This is a genomic window from Nostoc sp. (genome assembly GCF_036917935.1).
Lineage (GTDB): Bacteria > Cyanobacteriota > Cyanobacteriia > Cyanobacteriales > Nostocaceae > Nostoc.
Genome location: NZ_JBALEL010000060.1, coordinates 198,929 through 212,711, shown reverse-complemented (window position 1 = coordinate 212,711; position 13,783 = coordinate 198,929). Strand labels below are relative to the sequence as shown.

Sequence of the window (13,783 nt, the reverse complement as noted above, 5' to 3'; positions counted from 1 at the left end):
GAGAAATCCGGGCTAAGGGAATACTTTAAACCAGATGCTCTTATGCTTTTCAAATAAGAACTTTGTCACCTAATACAGTTTGGAAAGCATCGCAATGAAAGCCTTGGTGCTTTGATTGCTACAATTACACAACCCAAATTCACCTGCGTAGTTTGATGCAAATGTTTCTTAAAAAAATTGGTTTAACTCTTTTTCTTCCCCTTTCCTTGACTATACTAACTTTAATATGGCAGCAAATTATCACTGCCAAATCTTCAGATATAGCTATACACAATAAAATTCAAAAGCTGGGAAAACTGGCAAAAAACGATTCTACTCCACATACTGCTCAAAAAGTCCAAATACTCACTCTCTTTCAGCCTCTTCAGCATCTGCAATGGGAAGGAGAACGAGTTAGCAATACTGGAATTGCTTACTTTTCTGTTGATGGTTTCTCAAATGAGTCTATCTCTGAGTCTGATTTAGATGTGGCACGCACTAGTCAAGATCCATATAAAATAGCTAAAGTTTTAACAACATTAGGATTATCTTATCATCTTCAAGGTGAATATGAAAAAGCAATTAGTTACTATAAACAAGGATTAGAAATTAGTAAACAAAATAGATATCCCGAATTAGAAGTTACCCTTTTAGGAAATTTGGGGCTTGCTCATGTCCAACAAGGAGATTATTATGTTGAGGCAATAAATTATTTAAATGATTATTGGCAGTTAATTCACGATCGCAAACAAAATAGCAACACAGGACAATCTCAAGAAGCCCAAGCATTAGGAAATTTAGGCAATGCTTATTATGGAGCAGACTTGTATGTAAAAGCGATCGCATTTCACCAAAAGCATCTGGCTTTATCTCAAAAAATTAAAGATCAAGCAGGAGAAGCAAAAGCTTTGAGCGACTTGGGGATTGTCTATCAGGCTTTGGGAGATGCAAAAAAAGCGATTGACTATCAACAGCAAGCATTAACCCTAGCTCAACAAATCAAGGAGCAATCCCTAGAATCGTTTGCTTTGGGCAACTTGGGTATTATTTACCAAAATCAAGGCAATTATCCAAAAGCTAGCGATTATCAACAGCAACGTTTAGCGATCGCTCGTCAACTTAAAGACTTACGTTCCGAAGCTGAAGCTCTAGCAAATCTGGGAGGTGTAGCTTATTTCCAAGGAGATTATAACAAAGCGATCGCCCTTTATGAGCAAGGCTGGAAAATTTCTTGGGAGAAGCTACACGATGCCGATATTCTCTATCGGATTCGTGGTAATCAAGGACTCGTCTACTTTCAGATGGGCAACCTCGACAAAGCCCTAGAGTCCTACAGCAAATATTTTCAGTACGCTTCCTCGCGCAATAACCATCGAGAAGAAGGCATTGCAAAAATTAACGCCGCAGCAGTTCGCCTGCAATCAGGAAACCTAGCAGGGGCAGCAAAAACCCTTGAAGAAGCAATTGAAATTTGGGAGTCATTGCGAGCCAGACTAGGCAGCAACGATGGCTTTAAAATCTCGATCTTTGAAACGCAAAATGCACCTTATAGCAATCTGCAAGCGGTATTAGTTGCCCAAAATCAACCCGAAGCCGCCTTAAAAATATCTGAGCGGGGGCGTGCCCGTGCCCTTGCCGAACTACTCTCTCGTCGCCTTTCCACTGTTGCTATCCAGAAACAAGCGCCGACTGCAACCCTTGCTTCTCCGACAATTGCAGAAATTAAAAAAGTTGCTGAAAATCATCGTGCAACTTTGGTAGAGTATTCCATCGTGCCTGGGAATTTCCTAGTTGAGGGAAAACTAGAAACTCACGAATCTGAACTTTTAATCTGGGTTGTTCAACCCACAGGTAATATTACCCTCCGTCGAGTTGACCTAAAACCTCTTTGGCAGTGTCAAAATCCTCAGTTTTGTTATCCAAAAGGACTCACAGATTTAGTTTCTAAAACTCGTGAGTTGCTGAATATGAGAAATCCTAGTTTGCAGAGAAGTAATAACACATCTTCTGTAATTGATAAAAACCCCTTACATCAACTCCATCAATTATTAATTCAACCTATTAACGATCTTCTTCCTCAAGACGCAAATGCCCATGTGATATTTATCCCTCAGCGATCGCTTTTTCTGGTTCCTTTTGCCACCCTTCAAGATGCCACAGGTAAATTTTTAATTGAGCAGCACACAATCTCAACTTCACCTTCTATTCAAGTTTTAGATATTACATATAAACTCCGAAAAAAGCCAAGAGCAAGTAATAATTATGACTTAAACTTGATTGTTGGCAATCCAACTATGCCAAAAATTATCACTCAATTAGGTGAACCACCCGAACAATTGCCCCCTCTACCTGGTGCTGAACAAGAAGCCAAAGCGATCGCTCAACTCTTCCAAACAAAAGCACTGATTGGTGCAAATGCCAACAAATCTAGGGTACTTAAACAGATGAGCAATTCAACTCTAATTCATCTAGCTACCCACGGATTGTTGAGCGACTTTAGCGGCTTAGGAGTACCAGGAGCGATCGCTCTGGCTCCCGATCCTACAGTCCAAGGGCAAACCTCAACAGAAGAAAATGGTATCCTTACCGCCAGTGAAATTATTGACCTCAAATTAGACGCTGAATTAGTTGTCCTCAGCGCTTGCAACACGGGGCGAGGTAAGATTACTGGAGATGGAGTAGTAGGGTTATCTCGTGCGTTAGTTGCTGCGCGAGTTCCCAGTGTAGTAGTCTCTTTATGGGCACTACCTGATGAACCGACTGCTTTACTGATGACCGAGTTTTATCGCAACATGAAACATCAGACTGATAAAGCAGCAGCATTGCGTCAAGCCATGTTGACCACGATGAAACAATATCCTTACCCATTAGATTGGGCAGCTTTTATATTGATTGGTGAACCATAGTTATTTTTGTTTAAAGTTTTAAATCTTCATCCCAATCAGACATCTGGAAACTTGAACGCTTAGAGGATGTTTGAAAAGTCGTAAAGTATACGAGAAACCTCGCTTCCAAACCTCTCCCCCACAGGGAGAGAGGCTTTGAAACCCCCATTCCCTCGTAGGGAAGGGGGGCTGGGGGGGTTAGGTTATTAATGCTTTAATGTTACCAAAAATACTTTTCAAACATCCTCTTACACCATTTGTCGTGCCATCAGATTCGCAAATAACCCCTTTTGATTGACTAATTCTTCAAACTTACCTTGCTGGACAACTCGACCGGCTTCAATCACATAAATTCGGTCGGCGTTGCGGATGGTGCTGAGGCGATGGGCGATAATTATGCGCGTTACTCCTAACTGTTCTAAGCTGCTACTAACTATAGCTTGAGTACGATTATCCAAAGCACTGGTAGCTTCATCAAAAATTAGAATTCTCGGTTTTAATACTAAAGCACGAGCAATTAGTAGCCTTTGACGTTGCCCACCAGAGAGATTTGTACCTCCCTCCGAAATGACTGTGTGCATCTCCATTGGCATTGACTTAATATCATCGGCAAACCCAGCCATCTGTACTGCTTCCCAGGCTTCTTCCATTGTCACTAATGCGCCACTAGAAATGTTTTCAAAAATCGAAGCGCTATTGATGCGACCATTTTGCAGCACTACACCAATCTGCCGACGCACTGCCGATGTATCTAATCCTGATAAGTCCTGACCATCATAGTAAATAGTGCCATCTTTTGGCGTTTCAAATCCCAATAACAGCCTAACAATTGTTGATTTGCCACTACCAGAAGGCCCTACTAAAGCAATCAACTCTCCTGCTTCTGCTCGAATTGTCACATCATCTAAATTGAGGGGGCCATCTTCGCGGTAGCGGAAAGTCGCATGAGCAATTTTTACTTTACCTGTTAATCGCCCCGGATCGCTTTTGCTCAGATCGATTTCTGGTTGAGCCTGAAAGATGGGTTTTGCACGTTCCCAGAAAATGCTGATATCTAATATGCTGACTATGGTGTTACTCAGCTGAGTTGCGCCAGCAATAAATATGGCAAAGGCGGAATTAAATGCGAGAAATGTACCTGTAGATAATCCTGTTTCCTTTTGAGATGCGGCTTGTGTAATTAATGTAACTGCCAGCCAAAAGATAATTATCGAACTGACAGTTGGCATGGCGGTATTAAATATCGCTAAGACATCTTCAATTACCTCTGTACTCAACTTGAGTTTTAGCTGCTGACTATACTTTTTTGCCCAGTAAGCAAAAGCGCGGTCTTCTGCATTGGTAACTCTAAGTTTGGACACACCAGCAACCATCTGTACAGTAAAACCAAAAATTTCCCCCTCTATTTCTTCTAAAGCACGCAACTTTTGGCGACTAAGTACACTTGAGATAGTAGTGAAGATGATTGCAACTAGCGCTACTGCTACTACAACTAAAGCTAGGCTGGAACTGTATATAAATAACAATCCCAGATTAAGTAGAGAGAAAAAGCTAGTAAAAACAGTACGTAGTACTGTGTCATTGAGTTTTTGACGGATTTGAGTTACCGCAGAAACACGAGATTGCAAATCCCCAATTGAATATTCACGAAAGAAAGATACCCGCAGATTAAACAATCTATCCCATAAGGCTGCTTGGGAGTCTAAACTAGCTTTACTTTCTAATCTCAGACCGGCAAAACCTTGGGCGATTTGAAAAATTATCGTACCAAAGCTGGCAGCTATCAGACCCAATCCGATTTGCACTAACAACCCTTTGTCTGCATCGGGAATAACGGAATCGATAAGGATAGCAGTTGCTAAAGGAGTTAACATTCCCAGCAATGCACCAACTACACCAGTAAGGAAGATTATAATCAGTTCTCGAATTTTCCCCTTGAAGGCAAATAGAAGTAAATCGATCGCAGTTAAATTATTTTCGGGTACAGGACGATAAAATACATAGGCAAAGGGAGCTAGTTGCTGGGCAGTATCCTTGTTTACAGGTATGCGATCGCGCTTCTCTGGGTCAAAGATTTCGTACTTTCCTACCCTTGCTGGTAGCAGTGCAACAGGAAAATTATCTTGATTAGTATATGCCAAGAGAGGACCGCTATCTTTTTGCCACCATCGGTCATTGAGTAATACCCGGCGGATGCGAATCCGGGATGCACGCGCGATCGCTTCTAATGGTTCTTTAATCCGATTCATGTCTTCGGAACGTACAGGTGGCAAAATCTTAATTCCTAATGCCTTTCCCACTGCACCTGCGGCAATCAGCAACGGTGTACCTGACTGCATCAATTCTCCTTGCTTGGGTTTGAGGACTGATGCTAACTCTCCTAAGGCATTAACTTTCACCTGAGAGTTAAGTTGTTCCCGTGCTTGGAATTGAGTCCATTTTGCTGCCAATTCTTCCTGTTCTATTTGAGTCAAAATTTCGCAGAAATCATTGTGCAGTTGAATCAAAGTAACTTGGATCGTGTTCCAGTTGGTAAGCTTTTCAGCATCTGAAAAAACTGGTGAAATAGAAAAACGTTGGCGTAGCGTTTCGTTAAGAAGCCCACCGTTCGCGTAGCGTCTTGCAGAGAAGGTATCGCCTACATAACTTTGAATTTTTTTCTCCCAAATCTGCACTAACTTGAGCAAACTTTCTGCCTTAGCTTTCTCCTGTCTGATCCATTCTTCACATTCCTGTGCAGATATTTGCAACATTAGAGTATCTTCTAGAGATATCGCCAAAATTTTCTGATTATTAGCCAATATCCCAAACAATGCCTCTCCCGAATTGACGTTAAATAGATAACGGCGAACGCCTTCAATACCTTGCTGGATAGGAATAGCAAATATAGCGATCGCACCGGATTCAATCTGCCAAACTATTTGGGGATTGTCTAATACTAAGGATTGATTACTTGTGAGCAGTAACTTGGAATCACTCATCTGGAGTTATAGGTGCAATGGTTCCTTGGCGGAGGCGTAGGGCATTAAATTGCCCTTCTACTTCTAGTGAAATGTTGGTAAAACGAATATAAAAATTATCTGGTTCTGCCATTTTGTCTAATACTTTAGCATAGATATCTTCACTAATTTCGTTATTTTCGGGTATAAATAAGTTCAGTTTAAGATTAGTAAAGGGCTGTAAAATCAAAGAATTTCCTTTTGAGTCATAGGATATTTTTGCCTCCTTAGCTGACAGCTTGACTAACTTTCCCTCAATTATAGTGCTATTTACATTTTTACCATCCAAAACTGCATATTTTAAGGGAATTGCTTCTAAAAGTTCCAAGAATACTTCTTCTTCATCTTGAGGCAGATATAAATTGTATTGCCCAGCAATACCACCCACTTCATAAATTTTTATAGGTTGCTTCAGTCCTTTTGCTTGTACTTCTTTATATCCAATAACTTTGACAATATAACCAGCCTCTTTAATAGTTGATTCTGAAAGGAAAATTTGTCCGCCGACTGTATAAGATTCAATCCGATAGGTTAAATTAACTTGATTACCGATGATTCCATATTTAGTCCGTTTTTCTGAACCAATATTACCGACTACTACTTCTGCTGTATTAATTCCAATACCCATTTCTAGCTTTGGTAATCCCATTTCCTGGATTTTCTTATTTACTGGTTCCATTGCTAGCTGCATTGCTACAGCACAGGCGATCGCTCTTGTAGAATCATTTTCTCTAGTGATGGGAGCGCCGAACAAAACTAAAATTCCATCACCCATAAACTCATCAATCGTGCCTTGATACTGAGTAATGACATCTGCCATATATCCTAAATAAAGATTAATTATTTTAATTACTTCTTCAGCAGATATTCTCTCAGCAGTAGCGGTAAAACCTCTTAAATCAGAAGTGAGAATAGTAATTTTTTTCCGTTCACCACCTAGTTTTAAACCTTCGGGATTTTCTAATAAATTAGCGACGACTTCATCGGTGAGATAACGACCAAAAGTTTTCCGAATTTGTCCCGCAGTCCTGGCAATATAGGCAGTAACAGCAATTCCCGAACCAATTAATGTGATTAATGGTGGAACTACAGGAATCCACCAACCTGCTATAAAAGCCAAATAACTACTACCTATAAGACAGCAAGCAGCTAATAAAATGCTAATCAAAGGTAATAAGGATTTTCTTTTAGAGCCACTGCTATATCGTTGTTGCCATATTAAGATTGCACCAATCAGTGACCAAACAGAAATCCATAACCATTGTTGTAGTTTGCTCCATGTTTTGATTAACGAACGATTATCTAAAGTAGCGCTTAAAATTTGACTAATGGTATTGGCATGAATTGCTACACCAGCCATCCGTTTTGGTGCTGTTAATATAGTACTGCTGTAAGGTGTATAAAATAGGTCTTTGAGACTTTCTGCTGTGGGACCAATTAATACAATACGCCCCTTGACTAAATCCTTGGGGATGCGATTTTCTAACACATCTATAATAGATATGTGTTGAAATTTGTCTCTAGAACCACGATAATTTATTAGTACTTGATAACCTTGGTCTTCAGCCCGAACGTAACCACCATCATTTCCTTGAAATAAAGGGTAAATCACATTACCCGTTTTTACCAAAAAATCTTCTGTTTGTCCGACATCAATTTTGCGATCGCTCAGATAAAGATAGGCAAGTTTAAAAGCAAAACTAAACACATTTTCACCATTTTTATCTGCCAAATACATCAAACTGCGGCGAACTTTTCCATCCCCATCTAAGGGAAAATCATTTGCACCTACTTGACCAAGTTTTTTAAGCGCTGGTGGTGGTGCTACTGCCGAGCTATCTTCACTCTCAGCTACTTTTTGTACACCAATTAAATTTGGTGTAGACTCAAACACCTTAACTAAGGATTGATGTCCAAAACCTACTGGAAAATCTCGATATAAATCCAAACCAATAGCACTGGGTTTTTGTTGTTTTAAATTCTCTAAAACTTTTGCCAGCAAGCCGTCAGGCAAAGGCCAATAACCGCGCTTACCAAGTTTTTGCACATCAGATTCATTAATTTCTACAAGGATAATGCGCGAATCAACAGGTTCTGGACAACGTAACAAAAACATTTGATCCAGCGCTGCCAATTCCAACATCTGCAATAATCCACTCAAGTGCAGAATAAACACCAATGCTCCCGCGCTAGGAGCTGCAATGAAGACACCACGCCATTGCCAAAGTTGTCGTTTGATGTTTCTCCACATAAATTACTCAATTTTGTCATTACAAATATTTACTAAAGGTTTGGAAACTAAATTTTTTAATCCCACTGACTCCAATAAAGCTTGCCAATTAGTCATGATTGTGCGATCGCTAGGATTGGCAAGACGTTGCTGTACTAAAGTATCCACTGCTTCGTACCAAATACCAGCTGTGGCATACACTTGGGACAGTTGCTTAGGATTTGTCCTGGCTATCAGCTTCGATAAATCAGGAGTGGGTTGGATTCGTTCTACCCAACCATCAACATTGATTTCCTCTGCTAGTTCCTCTGAATTGCAAGCGTTCACCATATACCAGTGATACTGTTTACCAACTTTGAGGCTTGGCGCTTTTGCTGGGAGAGTAAAACCAATAATTCCTGATTGTTTAGGAAGTTTAAAAGTCGTTTCGTAGATTATATCCTCACCATCTAGAAGTGAAAAGTGAGCAGTTTGTACTTGTATCTGCGGTACAAACCAGTAAAATGTCGGACGTTCTGAAAAGGTTAAACCTAATTTATTTGGCGGCATTAAGGGAGTTAAAGTTTCTTTACTTGCTAAAAAGCAGGAACCACCACGACTTGCTCCACCAGCCGTAGTTTGTGGTGCTTTTCGATTTGGAGGGATAAACTTTTGACTAATTTGCCAACTCTGGAATCTCTGGAATTTAAGTGCAATCGGTGATTCAGCTATCACGATTCTGGGCAAACTAGAAATTATTAATACCAGAGATATAGGAAATGCTGAAAAATTTACAAATTTTTGTATCCAATTCATCAGATTTCTCGCCCCGTGGAAACCCCTGCATTCATGTATGGGGGTAAGGGGCAGGCGATTTTAATCGCTGTGACGTTAATATCCATACGAGTAACCATCCTTTTTATGAATAGCTTTACACAATTTGTAACTTATTCCTTGAACTAACCCTTTTGCTGTTGAAATATTGAAACTACCCGTAGTTCTGACTGCAATGCGACCAACGTATTCACCAATTTTCTTACCACTAGTGACAACAGCTTTTACAATATCCCCAGTCTGAAAACCTTTAAAAAATTTCAATCTGGGTACATTGCGAGATGGGAATCCAAACTTGTCTGTACGGCATGATTGTCTGGAGCCGTGACCATTAGCTGTAATTAGCAAAGGTTTAACGCCTCTGATGTTTAAGATTGGCGTTGACTTACCAACACATGCAGCATCTAACCAATGAGTTTTTTCTAAATTCTGCTGACTGCGATTAAACTTTGTTAGACCGCCCGAACCTTTCTCTACTGTTAATCCAGAAGATTTTAAGACTTCCAGCAATGCGAATCTAGTTATATTGACTGCGGCTGCATCCACCAAAGGTTTTTTAGCTTGCTTCAAGATTTTCTCCAATCTAGATGAATCTTTTTTGAGAAAATCTTTAATGTCTTTTGTTCCTTTTTTGAGATTACATTTCTCACAACTCAATGTCAGATTTGTAATCGAATTAGAACCTCCTCTAGCCCGTGGGCGAATATGTTCTATTTGAAGTGGAACGTCTTTAATTCCACAGTAAGCGCATTGTCTACCCCATTTTTCAAGTAGGTATTCCCTCGTTTCGTAACCAGCCAAAGTACCTTGTTGGTACTCTTTACCTTCTATATCTGGGTTACGCATCAATTGCATATCAAAGCGTACTAGCTCTTGACTAATTGCTTGAATTGGTGCAAATCGGCGCAACTTCTCAACGAGCGTTTTGATGTTCTCGATTCGACTTTGTAAGCTTGGTGCTAACCAACCATCAGGACGAGTTCTATTATTGAATCTGGGTTGACGATATCTAGTTTTGCGATTTCTTCTAGCGCGTCTTAGCTGTCGTCTGGATGTTAAAGCATCTCGAATTACGAAGCCTCTATGCTTTAATTCAGCCGCAAATACAACCTCTCCAGTAGTATCGTTGACTAATGCTATTCCTGTTGTTTTTGCACCAGGGTCTAGCTTTAATCTGAGTGGCGATACAGGAGAGGCACTCCGGCCTTGCCCTACGCCGAATTGTTCGCGCAGCGTCTCCGATAGGAGAAGGAAGATCCGTGAATCTGGACGTGATTCTTTAAGAATCAAAGTGAACGGAAACTGTCTAAAAATTGCTGCTTTTTTGTTTCGTAGTAATTGCCTCGCTTGTGCCGAGTGAATTGGATCTAATGGTCTTTTTTCAGAATCAATTAAGAATACTTTGGACACAAGTCCCTCCTTTCGGGTAAAGTTAGCTTCTCCCAAGGGGAGACGCTGCGCGAACGCCAAAGTTATCGGTCGGTACTATCCAAATTGCACTTCCTTAACCCTGTTACAGATGTTTAACAATTTGGTTTTAGAGCAGGGAACTAGCTTCGCATTCCCTGGTAAGTCTTTAACTCTTACCGATAACGTAGTCAATTAAAACTTAGGCTGGTCAGATTAGGGCTTTCTTAAGCCCCTGCCTTTAGGCATGGGGTTTATGACATTAAGTTCTATTAATTTTCAACCATCTCACAAAGACAAATATTTGTGATAACACGAAAAGGTGATATTGAGTTAAATTAACTACCAATGATAAAACCTATATTAACTTTTGTTTAAAAATTTTTGTTAAAGATTTTACAAAGATAATTAAGTACTTATACTAATTCTATGTGAAGCTGCACAAAATAAACTTTGATAAATAAGGGGCTTGAGCAACTGGTTCTATGTAAGCTCACAGATAATCGATATTAGAACTTTGTATAAATAAGAGTATAGCTTGGAATCGTTTGTGAGCAAATACGTAAAAAAGCGTAAGTAGCTTTAATGACAGTGAATAGAGCGATTGCTATAGTTGTCTGGTAACTTTGGCTTCTCATGCAACTCGACCCCTTTTCTGAAAAACCTTGTTTTTACTGAATTTATACTACTTCTGTCAGACAACTAGGTTGAAAACTTCAATAAAACTAACAAAAAGCTGTATTTTGCTGCAACAAATGATTTCATTCTACTCATAATCAAGTTTAAATCTTATGCTTAGACAAATCCTGGTTAATACTCCTAATTTTGCTGCTTTCAGGGAAAGTGATATTGATTGGATGCTCAGTGTAGGCAGATGTAGAGAGCATCGTATTAATGAAGTTATCATTCATGAAGGGAAAGAAGTTATTGATACAGTAGAAATTTTGCTAGAGGGAGGATTAAGTATTTGTGTTTCTCCCACAGGCAATGTAAAAGACACACAAGAAATTGATCGTGTATCACCAGGGGAAATTGTAGAAACTTTATCTTTGATAGATAATCGTCCTCCATCTACTACTTTTATAGCTCTGGAATTTTCACAGATATTAGCACTGCCAAAACAATTATTACTCAAAAGACTGGAGCAAGATACAGAATTTGCGGCACTTTTTTATCAAATAATGGCTGTTTTACTGTCACAGCAATTGCGGAGGCTTACTGATTTCCTGACTAAGAACAAAGTAGTTCCAGGAGAACCAATGCGAAAAGTTTTGTTTGTATTTGCTATTTTGAATGATAGCGATATTGATTGGATGATTAGCCAAGGAGTAAGAACTAAAGTCAATTCAGGTAAGGTGCTAATTGAAGAAGGAAAACCTGTTGACGCATTATATATATTGTTAGATGGCAAGTTAGGAATTTTTGTTACCACCCCACACAATAAACTTGACGAAAGAGAAATTGCTCAATCAGTCAAAGGCGAAATTTTAGGGGAAATGTCTTTTGTAGAAGCAACAACTGCCTCTGCCACAGTCAAGGCAGCAGAATCTTCTATATTACTAGCTCTACCACAACAGAAACTAGCTGAAAAATTAAAGCAAGATAGAGGATTTACAGCACGTTTTTACAGAGCGATCGCTGTAGTTTTAGTAGATCGGATTCGCGATCGCCTTTTCCGTCGTGGATTTGGGAAATTAGTTTACCAATTAGACCAACTCTTAGCAGAAGATATTGAAGTTGAAGATGAACTCAACTTAGATACATTAGACAATACTGCACTTGCAGGTGCTAGATTTGACTGGATGATTAAACGTCTAAATAGGCAATCTTGAAATAGGGGAAGGAAAAGACGCAAAGAGGGGTAGACGCGATGACGCAAAGAATTTTCCCTGTCCCCATGTCCCCAATCTCTCTCACGCAAATGGCTGAAAATCAAGATAGTATATTTCGTAAGGAATCACTGGATCGTTTATCCTCTCCAGAAAGATTGGATCAGTTAATGCAGGTAGTCAACCCTTTAGATTGGCTACCTTTGGTGACGCTGGGTAGTTTTATGTTACTGGGGTTAATTTGGAGTATTTTTGGACATATTCCGATGACAGTAACAGGAAAGGGAATACTGATTCAACCTAATCAAGTTGTAACTTTTGAGTCGCCAATTTCAGGACAGTTAAAAAGTCTTAATGTCAAAATAGGACAATGTATAGATCAAGGATATGTTATGGCGACGATTGATCCGACGGAGCTGAAGCAGCAATTGCAACTGCAACGCTCAAAACTAGGACAATTACAAACACAAGAACAAAACTCATCATTGCTTCAGCGACAACGTACCACTAAGGAAAAAGAAGCGATCGCGTCTTCTAGAGTTAGTTATCTTCAACGTTTGCGGGATACTCAGACTCTCACGCCTGCGTTTTATGAAAAAGGCTTAAATGCCATCCGCGAACAGCGCATTAGTTTGCAGCAACGGCTCAATGATGCTATAGCGATCGTACCTATACTGAAAGATAGATTGCAGAAGCGCCAGCAACTCGCAAATGCCGGAGCTATTTCTAAAGATATATATCTACAAGCACAGCAAGAATATACACAGGGAATGCAGACGTTATACGATCTAAGAGCGCAGCTCAAACAGTTAGATGTACAAGAAACAGAAGCACAGCAGAGATACTTACAAAATTTGAGTTCTATAAGCGAACTGCAAGCGCAATTAAAAGATTTAGATACTAAGAGCCAACGTATAGAGCAAGAAAATGTCGAAAATATCAATACAAAAATTAATCAAATTCAAGAAGTTAATCGAGCGATCGCTCTATTGGAAAAACAAATATTAGATAATAGTCAGATTATTAGCCCTAGTAATGGCTGTGTATTAGAAGTGACTGGTTTTTTGGGACAAGTTACTAGTCCGAAAACTCCCCTTGTCACCCTGAACATCGGCGACAAAAACACCCCACTAATTGCCGTCTCCTACTTTAATGTCCAAGATGGCAAGCAGATTCAACCAGGAATGATCGTGCAAATTACCCCCACCTCCGTGAAAAGAGAACGCTTTGGCGGCATTGTCGGCAAAGTTACCTCCGTTTCCCCCTTACCTGTGACTAAAGAAGGTGCAAAGTCTGTGATTGGCAACTCTGATTTAGTAACTAATATTTTGCCAACTGGCGGCGGAGGCATAGAAGTACGAGCAGAAATGGAAATAGCTCCATCTACCTTTAGTGGTTATCGCTGGTCTTCTTCCCAAGGGCCAAAATTAAACATTTCTACCGGGACAACTACCAGTGTCCGGGTTAAAGTAGCAGAGCAGGCACCAATTACTTATGTCTTACCCATTCTACGAGAATTTACTGGCATTAACTAAAGTTTTAAAAATGATCTTGTGCAATTGATTCAGCAATTAATTTCCTCAATTCAAAACCTCAATCCCTTACGTAAAAAAGCTCCGTCATCAGACCGAGAAACAGCAC

At 39.8% G+C, this 13,783-nt stretch carries 7 protein-coding genes; 3 read left to right on the top strand and 4 right to left on the bottom strand.

The features are described from left to right. Positions 1-161 precede the first annotated feature (161 nt). Complete coding sequence (locus V7K62_RS26050; RefSeq protein ID WP_334869217.1) at positions 162-2,885, top strand: CHAT domain-containing protein; 2,724 nt, start codon at positions 162-164, stop codon at positions 2,883-2,885. A gap of 227 nt (positions 2,886-3,112) precedes the next feature. Here the strand turns inward: V7K62_RS26050 and V7K62_RS26045 are convergent, their stop codons facing one another. The 4 genes from V7K62_RS26045 to iscB form a co-directional block, all read right to left on the bottom strand. After that, positions 3,113-5,845, bottom strand: coding sequence for an NHLP bacteriocin export ABC transporter permease/ATPase subunit (locus V7K62_RS26045; RefSeq protein ID WP_334869214.1), 2,733 nt, complete (start codon positions 5,843-5,845; stop codon positions 3,113-3,115). Then, a complete protein-coding gene (locus V7K62_RS26040) occupies positions 5,838-8,114 on the bottom strand; it encodes a CHASE2 domain-containing protein (protein ID WP_334869212.1) in 2,277 nt (758 codons plus the stop codon). The genes V7K62_RS26045 and V7K62_RS26040 overlap by 8 nt, the downstream gene beginning before the upstream one ends. A gap of 3 nt (positions 8,115-8,117) precedes the next feature. Next, positions 8,118-8,888: a DUF928 domain-containing protein gene (locus tag V7K62_RS26035; protein WP_334869210.1), complete on the bottom strand. Its 771-nt coding sequence runs from the start codon at positions 8,886-8,888 to the stop codon at positions 8,118-8,120. A 75-nt stretch (positions 8,889-8,963) separates the two neighbouring features. After that, positions 8,964-10,316, bottom strand: a complete 1,353-nt coding sequence (gene iscB / locus V7K62_RS26030) for an RNA-guided endonuclease IscB (RefSeq protein ID WP_334869208.1) — start codon at positions 10,314-10,316, stop codon at positions 8,964-8,966. Positions 10,317-11,104: 788 nt separating this feature from the next. Here iscB and V7K62_RS26025 point away from each other — a divergent pair. Next, positions 11,105-12,145 (top strand): cyclic nucleotide-binding domain-containing protein, encoded by a 1,041-nt coding sequence (locus V7K62_RS26025; RefSeq protein WP_334869206.1) that lies wholly within the window; start codon positions 11,105-11,107, stop codon positions 12,143-12,145. A gap of 38 nt (positions 12,146-12,183) precedes the next feature. Beyond that, positions 12,184-13,677 (top strand): NHLP bacteriocin system secretion protein, encoded by a 1,494-nt coding sequence (locus tag V7K62_RS26020; RefSeq protein WP_334869204.1) that lies wholly within the window; start codon positions 12,184-12,186, stop codon positions 13,675-13,677. Positions 13,678-13,783: the final 106 nt, after the last annotated feature.